This window comes from Ruegeria sp. AM7, assembly GCF_056535965.1.
Genome location: NZ_JBQFJE010000003.1, coordinates 829,152 through 846,992 on the forward strand (window position 1 = coordinate 829,152; position 17,841 = coordinate 846,992).

Annotated in this window: 16 protein-coding genes; 9 read left to right on the forward strand and 7 right to left on the reverse strand. The window is 59.6% G+C overall.

All coding sequences use genetic code 11. The features are described from left to right. Nucleotides 1-45: 45 nt before the first annotated feature. The 3 genes from ACR3EG_RS07865 to ACR3EG_RS07875 form a co-directional block, all read right to left on the reverse strand. Nucleotides 46-1,365, reverse strand: a complete 1,320-nt coding sequence (locus ACR3EG_RS07865) for a glutamine synthetase family protein (RefSeq protein ID WP_480495917.1) — start codon at nt 1,363-1,365, stop codon at nt 46-48. 111 nt (nt 1,366-1,476) lie between these two features. Beyond that, nucleotides 1,477-3,663: a xanthine dehydrogenase family protein molybdopterin-binding subunit gene (locus ACR3EG_RS07870; RefSeq protein ID WP_480494710.1), complete on the reverse strand. Its 2,187-nt coding sequence runs from the start codon at nt 3,661-3,663 to the stop codon at nt 1,477-1,479. Nucleotides 3,664-3,666: 3 nt separating this feature from the next. Beyond that, a complete protein-coding gene (locus tag ACR3EG_RS07875; RefSeq protein WP_170752479.1) occupies nt 3,667-4,131 on the reverse strand; it encodes a (2Fe-2S)-binding protein in 465 nt (154 codons plus the stop codon). A gap of 142 nt (nt 4,132-4,273) precedes the next feature. Between ACR3EG_RS07875 and ACR3EG_RS07880 the strand changes: the two genes are divergently transcribed. The 5 genes from ACR3EG_RS07880 (at nt 4,274) to ACR3EG_RS07900 (ending at nt 8,391) form a co-directional block, all read left to right on the forward strand. Continuing rightward, entirely contained in the window at nt 4,274-4,876 is a 603-nt protein-coding gene (locus ACR3EG_RS07880; RefSeq protein WP_480494712.1) for a TetR/AcrR family transcriptional regulator, read from the forward strand. An 84-nt stretch (nt 4,877-4,960) separates the two neighbouring features. Continuing rightward, nucleotides 4,961-5,992 carry a tRNA dihydrouridine(20/20a) synthase DusA gene (gene dusA / locus ACR3EG_RS07885; protein ID WP_480494714.1) on the forward strand — a complete coding sequence of 344 codons (1,032 nt, stop codon included), beginning with the start codon at nt 4,961-4,963 and terminating at the stop codon, nt 5,990-5,992. A 31-nt stretch (nt 5,993-6,023) separates the two neighbouring features. Then, nucleotides 6,024-6,848: a sulfite exporter TauE/SafE family protein gene (locus ACR3EG_RS07890; RefSeq protein ID WP_480494716.1), complete on the forward strand. Its 825-nt coding sequence runs from the start codon at nt 6,024-6,026 to the stop codon at nt 6,846-6,848. Beyond that, the gene (locus ACR3EG_RS07895; RefSeq protein WP_480494718.1) at nt 6,845-7,627 is read left to right on the forward strand and encodes a hypothetical protein; all 783 of its coding nucleotides are present in this window, start codon (nt 6,845-6,847) and stop codon (nt 7,625-7,627) included. The genes ACR3EG_RS07890 and ACR3EG_RS07895 overlap by 4 nt, the downstream gene beginning before the upstream one ends. Before the next feature lie 35 nt (nt 7,628-7,662). Then, nucleotides 7,663-8,391, forward strand: coding sequence for a SpoIIAA family protein (locus ACR3EG_RS07900; protein WP_480494720.1), 729 nt, complete (start codon nt 7,663-7,665; stop codon nt 8,389-8,391). Between the two features lie 243 nt (nt 8,392-8,634). Here ACR3EG_RS07900 and ACR3EG_RS07905 read toward each other — a convergent pair whose 3' ends face one another. Genes ACR3EG_RS07905 through ccmI form a run of 3 tightly spaced genes read right to left on the reverse strand, consistent with a single transcriptional unit; the run spans nt 8,635 to nt 10,566 of the window. Further along, nucleotides 8,635-8,868: a DUF1289 domain-containing protein gene (locus ACR3EG_RS07905; protein WP_170354584.1), complete on the reverse strand. Its 234-nt coding sequence runs from the start codon at nt 8,866-8,868 to the stop codon at nt 8,635-8,637. Nucleotides 8,869-8,884: 16 nt separating this feature from the next. After that, nucleotides 8,885-9,349 carry a Holliday junction resolvase RuvX gene (gene ruvX, locus ACR3EG_RS07910; protein WP_170354583.1) on the reverse strand — a complete coding sequence of 155 codons (465 nt, stop codon included), beginning with the start codon at nt 9,347-9,349 and terminating at the stop codon, nt 8,885-8,887. Then, on the reverse strand, nt 9,346-10,566 hold the full coding sequence (gene ccmI, locus ACR3EG_RS07915; protein ID WP_480494722.1) for a c-type cytochrome biogenesis protein CcmI: 1,221 nt from the start codon (nt 10,564-10,566) through the stop codon (nt 9,346-9,348). The genes ruvX and ccmI overlap by 4 nt, the downstream gene beginning before the upstream one ends. A gap of 196 nt (nt 10,567-10,762) precedes the next feature. Here ccmI and ACR3EG_RS07920 point away from each other — a divergent pair, with 196 nt between their 5' ends. The 4 genes from ACR3EG_RS07920 to ACR3EG_RS07935 all read left to right on the forward strand — a co-directional run bounded on the left by ACR3EG_RS07920 (nt 10,763) and on the right by ACR3EG_RS07935 (nt 16,249). Beyond that, nucleotides 10,763-12,007 carry a sarcosine oxidase subunit beta family protein gene (locus ACR3EG_RS07920; protein WP_480494724.1) on the forward strand — a complete coding sequence of 415 codons (1,245 nt, stop codon included), beginning with the start codon at nt 10,763-10,765 and terminating at the stop codon, nt 12,005-12,007. Between the two features lie 280 nt (nt 12,008-12,287). Then, on the forward strand, nt 12,288-12,617 hold the full coding sequence (locus ACR3EG_RS07925; RefSeq protein WP_480494726.1) for a sarcosine oxidase subunit delta: 330 nt from the start codon (nt 12,288-12,290) through the stop codon (nt 12,615-12,617). 43 nt (nt 12,618-12,660) lie between these two features. Then, complete coding sequence (locus tag ACR3EG_RS07930) at nt 12,661-15,690, forward strand: sarcosine oxidase subunit alpha family protein (RefSeq protein ID WP_480494728.1); 3,030 nt, start codon at nt 12,661-12,663, stop codon at nt 15,688-15,690. Further along, nucleotides 15,683-16,249: a sarcosine oxidase subunit gamma gene (locus ACR3EG_RS07935; RefSeq protein ID WP_480494730.1), complete on the forward strand. Its 567-nt coding sequence runs from the start codon at nt 15,683-15,685 to the stop codon at nt 16,247-16,249. The genes ACR3EG_RS07930 and ACR3EG_RS07935 overlap by 8 nt, the downstream gene beginning before the upstream one ends. Nucleotides 16,250-17,033: 784 nt before the next feature. Here the strand turns inward: ACR3EG_RS07935 and ACR3EG_RS07940 are convergent. Further along, nucleotides 17,034-17,795, reverse strand: coding sequence for an FkbM family methyltransferase (locus tag ACR3EG_RS07940; RefSeq protein WP_480494732.1), 762 nt, complete (start codon nt 17,793-17,795; stop codon nt 17,034-17,036). Nucleotides 17,796-17,841: the final 46 nt, after the last annotated feature.

Consider the following 17,841-nt stretch of genomic DNA (forward strand, 5'->3'; position numbering starts at 1 on the left):
TTGATCAAATTTATCCTAGCCGACCGCACAGGGTCGGGCAAGAGGCTACACTGCCTCGACATAGCTGAGCCAGTGTTCGTCGGGTGGACGCTCGGCAAAGCGGCGGATTTCCTGCCGTTTGGTCATCGCCATGTAGCGGATCAGATCGGCAGGGAAGACGCGCGCCACGTGGGGGTCGGATTCAAAGGCCACAACAGCAGCCTCCCAATCGCCCGCCAGTTGCGGCAGGCCGTCGATATCATAGGCGTTGCCGGTGATTGGGGCGGGCGGGTCGGTTGCGTCCTCGATCCCGTTCATCGCAGCACCCAGAACGGCGGCCAGCATGAGGTAAGGGTTGATGTCGCCTCCGGCCACACGATGTTCAATCCGGCGTGCGGCAGGGGCACCGCCGGGAATGCGCAGGGCGGCGGTGCGGTTCTCATAGGCCCAGCTGGCGCCGGTGGGCGCGTGGGCACCGGGGACCAGCCGCGTGTAGGAATTGCCGTGCGGCGCAAAGATCAGCGTGCTGCCGGGCATCGCCGCCAGACACCCCGCAATTGCGTAGCGCAGGATGTCCGTCCCCTCGGGGCCTCCATTGTCAAACACATTGCGGCCCTGATCGTCCACAACCGAGAAATGCACATGCATTCCGTTTCCTGCGTCATTGGCATAGGGTTTGGACATGAACGTCGCGGTGAACCCGTGTTTGCGGGCGAGACCACGCGTCAATACTTTGAAAAGCCATGTATCATCGGCGCAGCGCATGGCGTCCTGATGGTTCAGGTTGATCTCGAACTGGCCAATGCCGCTTTCGGAGATGGCGGTCTGGGCGGGAATGCCCATCGCGGCGCAGCCATCATAAAGCTCGGTGAAAAACGCATCGAACGCGTCCATCTCGGCCATGGACAGAACAGCCTCATCCACCAGCCGGCGCCCGGTAATGGGGTTCATCGGCGGTTGTGGCTGCGCGCCAGACGAATCCAGCAGCGTGAACTCCAGCTCGGTCGCCGCGATCACCGACCAGCCGCGCTGGGCATAGCGGTCCAGTACAGCGCTCAGCGCGTGGCGGGGGTCCCCGGCGAAGGGGGTGCCGTGGTCATCATAGAGGCACATAGGAACCAGCGCGGTTTCCATGTCCAGCCAGGGCATCGGGACCGGGCCGCGCTCGGTCGGCAACAAAACACCATCGGCGTCACCGGATTCAAAAACCAGTGGACTGCCGTCGATATCCGCGCCCCACAGGTCCACATTCAGCGCCGAAAATGGCATCCGCACGGAGCCTTTGTCCAATTTGTCGGAATACGAGGGCGGCACGCGTTTGCCCCGCAACTGACCGTTTAGGTCACAGGCTGCAACGCGAAAACTGTGCAAGGCGCTCAGGTCCATCGGGGGCTCCATCATTGTGGTTTCCCCGAGGTGTAGTCGACGCAACGCGCCTTGTCACGGAATTTGATCAAATTAACCCCGCGCCGAGTTCAGGCGGCGCGGGGCAGAGGGTCAGGCGAAGCTGACGCCGTTTTCGGCCATCGGATGTTCGGCCACCAGAATGCCCGACATCGCGTGGATCGCATTGGCCAGCGCCGGTGCCGAAGGCGGGGTTCCGGGTTCGCCCACACCAGTTGGCGCTTCGGCAGAGGGTACGATATGCACGTCGATGGCGGCGATATCACTGATGCGCAGCGGCTCATAGTCCGGGAAGTTGGACTGATCGACCGCCCCGCTGGTCAGGGTGATCTGGTCGCGCATCACATGGCCGATGCCATAGCCGATGCCGCCTTCCATCTGCGCCTTGACCACATCGGGGTTCACCGCAATGCCGCAATCCACGGCACAGGTGACCTTTTCGATCTTGATGCCATCTTCCGGATCGCCCGAGATTTCAACGACTTCAGCCGCGTAAGACCCAAAGGATTTATGCACGGCGATTCCTTGCGAACGGCCAGCAGGCGCGTTGCCCCAACCCGCTTTTTCCACCGCCAGCTTCAGAACGGCAGCCTTGCGCTGCTGATCGGGGTTGGCGCTGTCGGACAGGTGGGCCAGACGAAACTCGACCGGGTCACGACCTGCAGCTTCGGCCACCAAGTCCATCATGGTTTCCATCGCATAGGCCGTATGGGTATGACCCACTGAGCGCCACCACAGAACCGTGGTCGCCTTGGGCGTGTCGGTCAGGCCAACCGCCATGCCGGGGATGGCATAGGGGCTGTCGGCCACACCTTCGACCGAGCTGTGATCGACGCCATCATGGACCAGAACGGCCTCGAACGCGGTGCCTTTGATCACCGATTGCCCGGCGATCTGATGTTGCCAGCCTACGATATTGCCATCCGTATCCAGACCCACACGCACCTTATGGCCGAAGGCAGGACGGTAGTAACCGCTGCGAATGTCATCCTCGCGCGTCCAGACCAGTTTCACTGGGCGCGAGCGATCGGTGACCACAAAGGCCAGCGCGGCTTCGACCTGATAATCCGCATCGGGCGTGGCGCGGCGACCGAACGAGCCTCCGGCCAGCATGGTCTTGATGTGGATCTTCTCGGGCGGCAGCTGGAAGATCTGCTGATAGGCCATATGCGGCCCGGTCGGCATCTGCGCGCCATCATGCAGGACGATGTCACCCTCGGCGGTTTGCTCGATGGTGCAGTTCAGCGGCTCCATCGGCGCGTGGGCCAGCAGTGGGAAGTAAAAGGTCTTTTCAACCACCTTATCCGCACCGTCGATAGCCGCAGAAACCGCTGTCACATCCGCCTTGTTCACGTTGTAGGTGGGTTCCGCATCCAGCGCGGCCATGATCTCGGACCTGATCTGATCTGAATCGCGGGTCTCGGCCCCCGACATGTCCCATTCGACCTCAAGCGCGTCGCGGGCCTGGATCGCGGCCCAAGTGTTTTCGGCATAGACCGCAACACCCGCCTGATTGGGCAGAACAGCGGCACTGATATAGCCTTTGACCTCTTTTGATGCGCTGTCATCAAAGCCAAGTGCAATTCCGCCCTTGGATTCCGGGCGCTTGATCATCGCGACCATCTGGTTCGGCAGATGCACATCCATCGCATACATCGCCTGACCGTTGCCCTTGATGGCCGAGTCCTTGCGGCGCACGGCTTCATTGCCGATCAGGCGGAATTCGGACGGGTCTTTCAGGCGCGGCTCGGCCGGCGCTTCTAGCTGCGCAGCGGCCGCCACGAACTCCGCAATCGGAGCGGACTTGTCGCCGGCCTTGACGATGCCTTCCTCGATAGTGATGCCCGATGCGTCCACGCCCCAGCTTTGGGCGGCGGCCTTGATCAGCATCTCGCGTGCGGCAGCACCGGCCTGACGATATTGCAGCCAGGAATTCGCCATCGCGGTCGATCCGCCTGTACCCTGGAACGGGCCGAACAGCAGGTTGTTATAGACATTCGGGTCCGACGGCGCAAATTCATATTCGATCTGATCCATGGTCAGGCCGATTTCCTCGGCGATCAGCGTCGGCAGGCCGGTGGCCGGGCCCTGACCCTTTTCAAAATGCTTTACGATGGCGGTTACGGTGCCATCCGCGTCGATTTTCACGAAGGGGTTGAATTGAGCGGTCTCGGACGAAGCCGCCGCCAGCGCGCCATCGGGGCGGGCGCCGACCAGCAGCACGGCACCGGCAGCAGCGGCACCTTTCAGAAACCCACGGCGAGAGGTGTTGATGGTCATGGATCAGGCCTCCAGAATCTCGGACGCGCGCTGGACGCCGGCGCGGATGCGTTGATAGGTGGCGCAGCGACAGGCGTTGCCATACATGTACTCGTCGATTTCCTCGGCCGAGGGCTTGGGGTTTTCGGACAGCAACCCGACAGCCGACATCACCTGACCCGACTGGCAATAGCCGCACTGGACCACGTCCAGTTCGACCCAGGCTTGCTGGACTGCGGCGCCGATTTTGTCGTCGCCCACGGCCTCGATCGTGGTGATCTCGGCATCTTCGACGTCTTCGATGTAGGTTTGGCACGAACGCACGGGCTCGCCGTTCAGGTGCACGGTGCAGGCCCCGCAGGACGCGACACCGCAGCCGAATTTTGTTCCGGTCAGCTTAAGCTCATCCCGGATCACCCAAAGCAGGGGGGTGCCGGGTTCGGCGTCGACCGTGTGGGTCTGGCCGTTCAGTTTCAAGGTCAGTGACATGAGGGGGGATACTCCATGTTGGGCTGGCTACCTGAATCGGTAAACTTGCGGGTTTACCATAGGTGACGTTTTCAATCGTGTAAACCCGTGGGTTTACCTAGTGTTTGACCTTGTCATGTCAATGGGACTATAGCTTTCAGACATGAACGAATGCAGCGCGCCGAATGCGGCAAAACACGCTCAGATCATCGAGGCTGCGGTGGCCGAGTTCCAGGAAAAGGGGTTCGCCGCCGCCAGCATGGACCGTGTTTCCGCCCGCGCCGAAGTGTCCAAGCGGACGCTGTATAAGTATTTCGAAAGCAAGGAAAACCTGTTTCGCTCTATTGTGGTCGAGCTATCAAACCGCTTTGCCGGTGTGCTGGATATCCGCTATGAAAAAGGCCGTGATATCCGCGATCAACTGATCGAACTGGCATGGGCCGAAGGGCGCATCTTGATGTTGCCCGAGGTGATGGCGATGTCGCGTATGGTGATCAGCGAAACTTTGCGCAACCCCGATCTGGCGGCAGCGGCGCAGGGCAAACTGGATAAGACTGCGATATTTGTGTCGATGCTGAAGGACGCGGCAGAAGACGGGCAGTTGCGGATAGACGACCCTCAAAGTGCCGGGCAGGAGTTCATCGGGTTGATCAAGGCAAAGGCATTCTGGCCGATGGTCTTCACTGGCAGCGTCCTGAGTGAGGCCGAAATGACGGCCACGATTGACAGCAGTGTTGAGATGATACTTAGCCGTTATGGCATTTGACCCGCCTTTGCCTGTGGCGTTTGTGGTCTAAACAATGCTAGACGCCCCCCTCGTAAGATGTGTTTCGAGGTAAAAGCCAGGAAAATGCCAGAGGTTCAGATCGCACATTCAAACCACGCCAAAACTCGGCGGGCGGCGCGGCTCTCGGTTGCGCCGATGATGGATTGGACGGACCGCCATTGCCGGTATCTGCATCGGCTGCTGAGCGGTCAGGCTTTGCTCTATACGGAAATGGTAACGGCCCCGGCGTTGGTCCGAGGTGGGGCGATGCATCTGCTGGACTACAGCCCGCAGGAACACCCTGTGGCGTTGCAACTGGGCGGCTCGGACCCGCAAGAGCTGGCGCAAGCCGCGCGGTTGGGGGCCGAGGCGGGTTATGATGAAATCAACCTGAATTGCGGCTGCCCGTCCGACCGGGTGCAATCTGGCACGTTTGGTGCAGTGCTGATGAAAGATCCCGCGCGTGTAGCCGAATGCGTTGCGGCGATGCGCGAGACTGTAGGCGTCGAGGTCACCGTGAAGTGCCGGATCGGAGTAGATGATCAGGACCCTGACCTCGTGTTGCCCGCGTTTCTGGGTGCGATCCACGCTGCGGGTTGCCAGAGGGTTACAATCCACGCACGCAAAGCGTGGCTTCAAGGGCTGAGTCCAAAGGAGAACCGCGATATCCCTCCGCTGGACTATCACTTGGTGCACCGCATGAAGGCGTTGTTTCCCGACATGCATATCTCGATCAACGGTGGAATAAACTCCTTGCAGGAGGCGCGCACGCATTTGGATGCCGGTCTGGATGGGGTAATGATCGGGCGCGCTGCCTATCACCAGCCTGCGGACGTCCTGGCAGGTGCAGATCCGTTGATCTTTGAGGCTGGGCAACCTGCGGACCCGTTCGAGGTGGTTCACGAGATGGTGCCTTACATCGAACAACACCTTGCCAGCGGCGGGCGTTTGCATCAGATCACCCGCCATATGCTTGGACTGTTTGCAGGGCGGCCAGGGGCGCGTGCCTGGCGGCGCGTCTTGTCCGAAGGCGCCGTTCACGAGGGGGCAGGCCCAGAGGTTCTGTTGCAGGCGCTGGATCGGGTCGCGCCCGACGCGCAGGTCGAAGTGAGTTAAAAAGCGGCCAACCGGCCGATATGGGGGGGGAATGCCCGAGACGTTTTTGCTGGCCCAGATGCTGGGCCTATTGCTGGTGATCGGCGCATTGGCCGGAGTTCTGGCGGGCTTGCTAGGGGTTGGCGGCGGCATCGTATTGGTGCCTGCATTTTTCTATGCGTTTCAAACCCTTGGTTATGGCGGCCCGCAATTGATGCAATTGTGTCTGGCGACGTCTCTGGCGACCATCATCGTGACCTCGGTCCGGTCCGTGATGGCCCACAACAAAAAAGGGGCCGTAGACTGGGAAATTTTGCGCGGCTGGGGGGCGGGTATCGCAATTGGGGCAGTGATCGGAGTTACCGTGGCTTCGGCCCTACGCACCGAGGCACTGCAGGCGCTGTTTGGCATTCTGGGGATGGTGATTGGTGCTTATCTGGGTTTCGGAAAATCTGAATGGCGGCTTGGGGACACGATGCCCAAGGGGCTCCGCCGGGCCGCTTTGTCACCGGGTGTGGGGTTTCTGTCGGTATTGATGGGGATCGGAGGCGGCAGCTTTGGTGTGCCCTTGATGAGCCTGTTCAACACGCCCATTCACCGGGCCGTTGCGACGGCAGCTGGCTTTGGGGTGATCATCGCGGTTCCGTCCGTCATCGGGTTTCTGTTTTTGAGTATCGCACCTGAACACCGCCCGCCAATGACCGTTGGCGCGGTGAATTTGGTGGCATTTGCGATTGTTGTGGCGATGACGACGATCACCGCCCCTTGGGGGGTTAAGCTGGCGCATTCAATGGACCCCAAACCGCTCAAACGTGTTTTTGCCGTTTTCCTGACGCTGGTGGCCCTTAACATGCTGCGCAAAGCGATGGGCCTTTGACGACGTTTTGGCAGAAAGGCTGGGTAAAGTTTCCCTATGACCCCGCCATCGCTGAATGGGTCGCACACGCTCTGCCAGCCGCTCGGGCTGCAGTTGTTGATCCGACCCATGCCGGGTGGTTGGACTGCCAAGGCACGTGGTTCATCGGTGTGGATGCGCTGGACAACGATGCAGAGGGCAGGGTGGGGCGATCAGGGCCGCTGCAGGGCCAGGCGCTGGAATTCGTGACCGAGCATTATGGAACTCTGCCGCTGCACAAGGGGCAGGTGTCTGTGATGTATCCCGGCTACCCCAAGCCACGCCGCGGTGAAAGCGAGGCCGCAGGGCGTTACCGACGCAACCGTGATGCGGCGCATGTGGATGGGTTGCGCCCTATGGGTCCTGACCGCCGCCGCAGGGTGGACGAGCCGCACGCCTGGATACTTGGCCTTCCGCTGACCGAAGTGAGCGCTGATGCTTCGCCGATGGTTTTATGGGAAGGCAGCCACAAGGTCTTGCGGGCAGCTTTCGAAAAGGCTCTGCATGGTAGACCGCGTGATACGTTGCACGAGGTGGATGTTACAGACATCTATCAGTCTGCCCGACGCGAGGTGTTCGAGACCTGCACTCGCCTGGAATTGCCCGCCAGTCCTGGTGAAACGTATCTTTTGCACCGTCACTGCCTGCATGGGGTGGCCCCTTGGTCGGACAGTGCTTCGGCTGGGCCAGATGGTCGGATGATCGCCTATTTCCGCCCGGAATTCCAAGGCGGTGTGGCCGAGTGGATCGAATCCCCGTAACCTACAGCCATGTATTGGTTAGGAGGTATGGGGTCATGATTACGGTCCACACACTCGCCGACGGAGCACAGATTGAGGTCGAGCTGTCCGGCGAAGTCACCAGCGCAGATTACAGCGATACTTTTATTCCCGCCATTGAGGCCGCGCTGATCGAACATGAAACCGTTCGATTGATGGCAATCGTTCAGCCCGAATTCAAAGGGTACGACCTGGGTGCTGCCTGGGCGGACACCAAGCTGGGCCTGAGCCATTGGCGCGGGTTCGACCGGATTGCCGTGGTGGCCGATCATGGTTGGGTGCAGACCAGTGTGCGATTGGCCGCTCCGATCTTGCCTTGTCCGGTCCAGGTTTTTGAGCTGTCCGAGGTCGAAACAGCGCGCCGTTGGATCCGCGAATCCCTCGGTTCGATTCATGTAACCGATCTTGGTGGGCCATGCGTTCAGATCAGCCTGTTGGGTAAGGTTGACCCCGAAGAGTATCAAAAGGCCGAGGCGCATCTGGACCAGATGCTTGCGGGCAAAACCGGTTTTCGCCTGCTGATCGACCTGCGGGAGTTTGACGGATGGCAGGGATTGTCTGCTCTGGCTGCGCATTTCCGACTGGCACGGGGTCATGTCGGGTTGCTGGATCGTGCGGCGATTGTTGGCGACAAGGCTTGGCAGCATATGGCGCAACGCGTGGCCGGTCATGTGCTGGGCACCCGATCCCAATATTTCCCGTCGGAAGATATTGAACACGCGAAAACTTGGCTGGCTGCAGGATAACAGGCGCCATCAAGTTGGCTCGCCCTTGAGTTGACGTAAGGTAAGTGTGCTCGCCTCTGATTATTTCTTGATCAGTCAGTCAAAAAAGAAATAGGCTTCAAGGGTTTCCCGGTCTTACCACGTCTGGAAAACACCAATGCTGAAGCGCGCCGTTGTGGGTTGCCACTCACTCACCACTTGTCTTCGAACTTGACCCCCTCGGAGTTCAGACCAACCTGCAACGGCGCAGGCTCAGCCTGTGGCTCAGGATTTGTTCAGGCGGGCTGAACGACCGCCACGCCGTTTCGCAAGCTGCGGCTTTCGTGCGGGCAGGGCTTCCATGATCTCGGCGCGTTCGGAACTGTCCATCTTGGACCAACGTGTGATCTCGTCGATGGTCCGATAGCAACCAGTGCAGATCCGCTCGGTCGGGTGAACGACACAAATCTGGACGCAGGGGCTTTCGACCTCGTTCCGTTTCCAGACCATGTTTGTCATTGGTGTCATCCGATCCTTAGAGAAAGCGCAATCTGTCCAGCGCTCCTTGCAGAATATAGCCTGCTGCAACGTGGTCGATAACCTGTCCGCGACGTTTTCGTGTCGTATCCGCCTCGAGCAGTGCCTTTTCTGCCGCAACCGTGCTGAGACGCTCGTCCCAGAACCCGATGGGAATTTCGGTCAAACGCATCATGTTGCGGGCAAACGCGCGCGTGGATTGGCACCTCGGACCTTCTGACCCGTCCATGTTTTTCGGCAGGCCAAGAATGACCCCTCCGATCTCGCGCTCGGCGATCAATTCCAGCAGGCGCGCAGAGTCCAGAGTGAACTTTTTGCGCCGAACGGTTTCCAAAGGGCTGGCCACACCGCGCATCCGGTCCGAGACGGCCACACCGATGGTTTTTTCGCCCAGATCCAATCCCATCAATGCGGTCATCGGTGTGAGCGAAGCGGCGAAATCCTCGAACGCGTCATGGATCATTGCGCGATCCCGGCCTGCAATGCGGCGGCGTCAATGATCTCCAACGCCTCGGCATCCCCGGCAAAGACCGCGTTTGCCTCTTGCATGATGTCGATCGCGCGCTGACCTTCACCCAAAACGCCCAGTGCACTGATCAGCCGCGCCCAATCCTCGGGCGGTCCGCCTTCGGTCGCCAGTCGATTCGAAAGCTGGTTGACCATGCCCATGATCATCTGTTGGCGTTCTTCAGGTGTCAGGTCTGCGGCGGCTTCCACATCTTCCTGAGACGGTCCGGACGGGGCCGGGATGTTCGGTGGGTTGAAGACACCGGCGCGGAACGCCAACTCCTCCAACTGGGCGCGCATGGCCTGTGCCCAGGGCGAGTCTGCGGGCGATGTGCGCAGCGCCTCGACCCAGATGCGATATCCGATGTCGGGACGGCCAACCTGTGTCATCATCCGTCCAAGATAGTATTGCGCGGGGCCGTTTCTGGGATCGCGTTGCAAGGACCGCCGAAGTGCGTCTTCGGCTTCGGGTGATATATATCCGTCAGCGGCCAGGATCATCATTTCGGCCAGATGTGCGTAAGCATCTGCAGGGACCGCTCCACCCGAGAGTTCAATCACCCGCTGCTGCGCTTTGTATGCGGCTGCAAAATTGCCAGCATTCGCCTCGTGCTGGGCAAGCAGTACGTGCCCCTGCAAATCGTCGGGACGTTCGGCAACCGTATTGCGCAGCTGTTGCAACAGGTTGGCGTATCCTTCGTCCAGCTGCTCGGGCAAGTCAGGTAGAACTTCGGCTTCGGCTTCGGCCTGGCTGGGGCGTTCGGCCCGCATTGTTTCGGCCAACTCTTTACGCAGCGACAAGGGCTGGTCCGGCAATCCGGCGGCGCCCATCTGGCGGTACATCCAAAAACCGCCGCCGATCAGGACAGCGGCAACCACGACAATCGCCACCGTATTGGCCCAGGCTGGAGGGCCATCCTGTGTCCCCTGCGCCGGCATCTGCGCGTCAGCTGACAGAATCCGGCGCGAGATTTCGGTCCGCACCCGTTCCGCATCGGCCTCACTGATCACACCACGTGCAAGATCACGGTCCACACCAGCCAACTGCTCGCGATAAACGCGAAGGTCAAAAGCGGCTGCGGGTTCGCGGTTTTTGCGTCCCTTCAGCATGGAATATCCAAGGAACACTGCGATCAGCAGTGCGGTCAGGATCAAGAGGGCCCAGAAAGTCATGTTAGCTCCTAAATGGCTGCCTTGACTTAGACCCGCGAGCAGTCGGAAAAAAGGGGCAAATGGCCGCGAGACGACTTCATGTCGCAATATTGAGGGCTATGTCGCAATAGTGCGCTATTACGGCGTTGGATGGCAGGGGTATACTGCCGTTACACGGCATATCTGCGCACAATCACCGAACCGGATGGATTCGCTTATGAAACACTATTCAGCCTTTGCTGTGGCGCGCGAAGCGCTGCGCTATCACACAGGATGGGAGCGCGCTTGGCGCTCGCCCGAGCCAAAGAAGAAATATGATGTGATCATCGTCGGTGCTGGCGGCCATGGACTGGCCACGGCGTATTACCTTGGAAAGAACTACGGCATCCAGAATGTCGCGGTGATCGAAAAGGGTTGGCTGGGCGGTGGCAATACCGGCCGGAACACGACCATCATCCGGTCGAACTATCTGCAGGATCCGTCCGCGGCGCTGTATGAAAAGGCGCGCAGCCTGTACGAGGACCTGAGTCAGGATTTGAACTACAACATCATGTTCAGCCCGCGTGGGGTGATCATGCTGGCGCAGACCCAGCACGAGATCCGTGGCTATCAGCGCACGGCCCATGCCAACGCGCTGCAAGGCGTGAAGACCGAATGGATCACGCCTGAGCGCGTCAAAGAGCTGGTGCCGATCATCAATCTGGACGGGCCGCGCTATCCGGTTCTGGGCGGTCTGTGGCAGGAACGCGGCGGTACGGCGCGCCATGACGCGGTGGCGTGGGGCTATGCCCGTGCGTGCTCTGCCATGGGGATGGACATCATCCAACAATGCGAAGTCACGGGCGTCCGGTCCGACAATGGTCGTGTTGTCGGCGTCGATACCACTAAGGGTGCGATTGATTGCGAAAAACTGGGCATCGTGGTCGCGGGCCATTCCGGTCAACTCGCTGAGATGGCGGGCTTCCGTCTGCCGCTTGAGGCCGTCGCGCTGCAGGCGCTGGTGTCCGAGCCGATCAAACCCTGTATGGACGTGGTCGTAATGGCTAACACCGTGCATGGCTACATGTCGCAATCCGACAAGGGCGAGATGGTGATCGGCGGCGGCACCGACGCCTATAACAACTTCACTCAGCGCGGTTCGTTCCATCATATTGAGGAAACTGTGCGGGCGCTGGTCGAGACATTCCCGATGATTTCGCGTCTGAAGATGCTGCGCCAGTGGGGCGGTATTGTGGATATGACAGGTGACCGGTCTCCGATCCTGTCGAAAACGCCGCTGGGCGGGTGCTTTATTAACGCAGGCTGGGGCACCGGCGGGTTCAAGGCCATTCCGGGCTCGGGCTGGGGCATGGCGCAATTGATGGCCACCGGCCACTCACCGCTGACCGAGGCCTTCACGCTGGACCGCTTCAAAGAGGGCCGCTTCATCGACGAAAGCGTCGCCGCTGGGGTGGCGCATTGATGACATCCCGAACCGCAAACAACGACATCCGCATGTCAGACGTCATGCCCGTTGTCTCCCATGGCGCCTTTTCTAATCGCTTCAGCTTTGTCATACCCGACGTCAGGCGAGTGTGGGCGATGTACCTGTTCAGACTGTTTTGGTCCTGTTCGACTTTTGACAACAAGCCAAAGCCCCGCAGCCAAAACAAAAATTCCGACGATCAAAGTTATCAGCGGTCCAATTTGCATGCTCTCAACTTGGGCGTGTGGTCGAACGATTTCAAGCGAGGAGTAGCCCCATGCTGATCCTGAACTGCCCTTATTGTGGCGTCGATGCCGAAGAAACCGAACTGGCCGCAGGTGGCGAGGCGCATCTGAAGCGTTTTGGTCCAGGCTCGTCCGATGACGAGTTCCACGACTATCTGTTCATGCGCGAAAACCCGAAAGGCGTTCATTTCGAACGCTGGCGTCACGTGAATGGCTGCGGCAAGTGGTTCCATGCGGCGCGTTGCACGCAAACGCTTGAGGTGTTTGGCACATATCCGGCCCAGACCTCCGAGCCGCCCAAAGAAATCCGCGAGGCGATCACCGCCAAGCGCCCCGGCTGGACCTGGAGAGAGTTCGAATGATCCGCCCAGCCACCCGTAATTCCGCCTGCGAAAGGTCCGCAACATGAGCACCCGTCTCGCAAATCAAGGCCGGCTGATCGACCGGTCGAAACAGGTCACATTCACCTTTAACGGCACCTCGATGCAGGGCTACGAGGGCGACACGCTTGCCTCAGCCTTGCTGGCCAATGATCAGATGATGATGGGCCGGTCGTTCAAATACCATCGTCCGCGCGGCGTTGTCGCCAGCGGCGCGGAAGAGCCGAACGCTCTGGTCGGTCTGGGGCAGGGCAACCGGTTCGAGCCGAACCAGCGCGCCACCACGACCGAGCTGTTCAATGGCCTAACCTCGATCTCTCAGAATCACTGGCCCAATCTGGAATTCGACATCGGCGCGGTGAACACAGCGCTGGCGCGGTTCCTGCCGGCTGGCTTCTACTACAAGACGTTCATCCATCCGAAACCGTTCTGGAAACACGTCTACGAGCCGTTCATCCGTCAGTCCGCCGGTCTGGGCAAAGCGCCCGACAAGGACAGCCGCGATGCAGACACCTATGAACACTTCTACCACTTCACCGATGTTCTGGTGATCGGCGGCGGTGTTGCGGGTCTACAGGCTGCGAAAGTGGCTGCCGCGTCCGGTGCCAAAGTCATGCTGATCGAGCAGACCGCCTATTGGGGCGGGCGCGCTCCGGTTGACGGAGGTACGATCAATGACGAGCCTGTGGATAAGTTCGTGGAACAATTGGTTTCCGAACTCGAAACAATGGACAACGTCACGATGCGCAATCGCTGCATGGGGGCCGGGGTCTATGACCATGGCTACGTGCTGGGATATGAGCGCTTGACCGACCACAAACCGGGCACCCAAGGCCCACGTCACCGGCTGTGGCGCATCCGCGCGAAACAGGTGGTAACTGCCACCGGCGCGATCGAGCGTCCGTTGTCCTTTGCGGGCAACGATGTGCCGGGCGTGATGCTGGCCTCGGCCATGCGCGACTACGTGGTGAACTGGGGCGTGACCCCCGGCGAGCGTGTGATTGTGGCCACCAATAACGACGACGCCTATCGCACCGCGATCACCCTCAAGAAAGCCGGTGTGGATGTGCTGCGCGTGGTCGATGCACGCGACACGGCTGGTCCGCTGGCGAATGAGGCGCGTGAACTCGGTATCCGCGTTGACCCCGGCAAAGCGATTGCCAAGGTCAAGGGCGGCAAACGCGTCAAAAAGATCGAACTGTGCAATCAGGAAGGCATCGGTGGCGCGCGTGAAGAGGTCGAATGCGACGCGGTTGCCATGTCGGGCGGCTGGTCTCCGGTCGTTCACATGTGGTCGCATTGCGGCGGCAAGCTGATCTGGGACGAGGCGCAGGCGCATTTCCGTCCTGATCCGTCGCGGCCTCCGCTTGGTGCTGATGGCGAAGGGTTCGTGCTGGCCGCGGGTTCGTCGAATGGCCCGCTGGCGCTGGGCGACGTTCTGGCCGACGCGGATGCGGCGGGTAAAGCAGCGGCCAAGGCGGCTGGGTTCACGGCGAAGCGCACCAAGGCTCCGGTCGGTGAGACCACGGCTGAGGCTCCGATGGCGGCGGTCTGGCTGATGCCGGCGAATGCCGAGATCGGTTTGCGGATGAAATCGTGGCTGGATTTCCAAAACGACGTCAAAGTATCCGACGTACAGCTGGCGGCGCGCGAGGGTTACGAAAGCGTCGAACACACCAAGCGTTACACCACGCTGGGCATGGCGACCGACCAAGGTAAGTTGAGCAACATCAACGGCTTGGCGATCCTTGCTGATGCGCTGGATTCGGAGATTCCGAAGGTCGGCACCACCACCTTCCGCCCGCCCTATACGCCCATCTCGCTGGCGTCGATCGGCGGTGAAGCACGCGGTGAGGTGTTCCAGCCGATCCGTCAAACTCCGATGCACAACTGGCACGACAAGAACGGTGCCGATTGGGAGCCCGTGGGCCATTGGCGTCGGACCTATGCCTATGTCCGTCCCGGTGAGTCCGTGCATGACGCGGTGAACCGCGAGGTGAAGAACACCCGCGAAAACCTCGGCCTGCTGGATGCTTCGACCTTGGGCAAGCTGATCGTCAAGGGCCCCGATGCAGGCAAGTTTCTGGACATGATGTACACCAACATGATGTCCACGCTGAAGGTCGGCAAATGCCGCTATGGCCTGATGTGTTCAGAGAACGGCTTCCTGATCGACGACGGCGTTGTTGCCCGCATCGACGAAGACACATGGCTGTGCCACACCACCACCGGCGGGGCCGAGCGTATCCATGGTCACATGGAAGAATGGCTGCAGACCGAGTGGTGGGACTGGAAAGTCTACGTCGCGAACGTCACCGAGCAATACGCGCAGGTCGCGGTGGTTGGCCCCAACGCCCGCAAGGTGCTTGAGAAGCTGAACGCCCAAGCAGGCGGCGGCATGGATGTCTCGAAAGAAGCGCTGCCTTTCATGGAATGGCGTGACGGCAAGATCGGCGCGTTCGATGCGAGGGCCTACCGCATCTCGTTCTCGGGTGAACTGTCCTATGAAATCGCGGTTCCCGCGTCTCAGGGTCAGGCGTTCTGGGATGCTCTGATCGACGCGGGCAAAGAGTTCGGCGTGATGCCTTACGGCACTGAATGTCTGCACATCCTGCGGGCCGAAAAGGGCTTTATCATGATCGGGGACGAGACAGACGGCACCGTGATCCCGCAGGATCTGGGGCTGCACTGGGCGCTGTCGAAAAAGAAAGAGGACTATCTGGGCAAGCGCGCCCACACGCGCACCCATATGGCGGATCCGGACCGTTGGAAACTGGTGGGTCTTGAGACTGTGGATGGTTCTGTCATTCCCGACGGTGCCTATGCAGTGGGCGAGGGCGTCAACGCCAACGGTCAGCGCAACATGATCGGGCGCGTCACCTCGACCTATTACTCGGCCAATCTGGGCAAAGGCATCGCCATGGGCCTGATCAAGCACGGTCCTGACCGGATGGGCGAGATTGTCGAGTTTCCGGGAACCGACGGCAAAACCTACAAAGCCAAGATCGTCGATCCGATCTTCTACGATAAGGACGGGGAGAAGCAGAATGTCTGAACCCATCAGCGCACTGAACCACGCTAGTTATGACGGCATCGCCAAGGTAGCGGAATGCGGCCTGCAAGGCATGATCACTCTGCGCGGCGATCCGTCCGACAAGGTACTGGCCAAGGCCGTCAAGGACGCTACCGGGCAGAAAGTGCCCGGTCAGCGCGAGGCAAGCGTCAACGGGGATACCGGCGTGTGCTGGATGTCTCCGGACGAATTGCTGGTGCTGGTGCCCTATTCAGAGGTGAACGCCAAACTGGCGCAGATGACCGAAACGCTTAGTGGCACACATGCGCTGGCCGTGAACGTGTCGGACGCGCGGGCGGTGTTCAGCATCTCGGGTACAAACGCGCGCGAAGTACTGAGCAAACTCGCCCCGGTCGATCTGTCGGCCGCGGCGTTCCAGCCCGGCGAGATCCGCCGCTCGCGTCTGGCGCAGGTGGCGGGCGCGTTCTGGATGGACGACGCCGAGACCTTCCGCGTGGTCTGCTTCCGCTCGGCTGCGGATTACGTCTTCAAACTGTTGAGCGTTGCGGCACAACCGGGCAGCGAAGTTGGGGTTTATTGAACCCGGCAGGACGTTGCGCGCGCCCGGCGCGCATCAAATGCCAGCGGGCTATGCGGTGAGCAGTAGTAAGCTTTTTGCTGCGTTTTGCGAATTGGTTGGATTGTTCGGGCTGGGACTAAGACGACTTTGATCACGGATTTAGAGAGGGCATCAAGGCTGCCCGACGTTCACAATATGGAGCTATGCTGTTTTGGTGATTGTCTTTCGAGCATATATTTTTTTGATTTTGGCTTTGACGACCGCCACTCCGGGATCGGCTGAAACCAGCCTACTAAGAAACTTCCTTTCGAACTGTGGCGAAGCCTATTTTTCCGGCTTTCGACCGAGTCTTTCAGGTTTGGAGCCATCCAAGCTACAGGACTTGGAGGGATATACGCTCTTTGACTTGGAGAACGGATACGCTGTTGCTGTTTCCAACCCTGAAAGCAGCGTAACCTCTTGTGGGTTGAATCTGCGATTTGCAAGCAGGTTCGAAGGTAGCGTGCAAGACGAAGTCGACGAGGTTCTCCAGTGGATAGCCTACAGAAAAGCTGACGGGATATTAACCTACATAAAGTCTGTGGAGGAAGATGGGGTAAATGCTACATACTTCATGTATCGCACTCCTGATAAACAGATCCATTGCCCGGTTTTATTCTTTGGACACCGGATAGATCAGTCTCAACCCGAATTGGGACTGATAATTGCAACGTATGAGCTCACTGTTTGTAGGGAATTTTTCGGTTCATAGCAGGAGGCTGTCAGGGCGTATTCAAGGTTCTTTAGTCTTACAATAAGGAGCGTCTTAATCGTGCAGCAGAATCGATCTGAACCGTGACAATGACTCAGGCGACAGAAGATCGTCGCGCGCGCAGGGCCGCAGGTTGTCATCCAGAACGGCCCCGTAGAAGGACAAACTGTCCAGAAGCTCGCGCATTTTGTGCGACCGTTCGCTATCCTCCAACAACGGGGCGTGAAGCGAAAGTAACAAGGGGGGGCGATGTTGTTTCAACCACGACAGTAGAGTTGGCAGAACAAAGTATTCCGCCCCTTCGATATCCATTTTAACAAGCGACACCGAAGACAGGCTTACAGTCTTCTCGAACTGCTCCCATGCGATCGTCAGCGCGTCAGTTCCATGTAAGCCATCGTGCAATAAAGAACTGGTAGAATCCCCCGGCTCTCCTCGTGTTGACGCCATGCGGGCCACACCAAACGCGTCAGAAAGCGCCACACCAAATGCGGAAACGTTGCGGATGTCGTTCAGGTCCAGATTCCACGCAAGATGGCGAAAGGCTGTTGGGTCCGGTTCGAAACACCACACATGCCGTGCCTTTCGCGCGCCGTATAAAACGGTAGGGCCGATCCATGCCCCAATGTCCAGATAATCGCCGTCACGGCGCAAGAATTTATCCAACACGGCAAAAGTCTGGGGCTCCCACTGACCAGCAGTGGCCTTGCGCCAGAATTTCGAATGGTAGGGGTCCAGTCGAAACCGTTCTCCATTCAGACTGCCTGCATAGTATCCGCGGGCGCGGTAAAACATCTTGCGCGCCTGTGTCAGCATCGCGGACCTCCGGGTTTTCTTGTCTCTGCCCTTGACCTATGGCCGT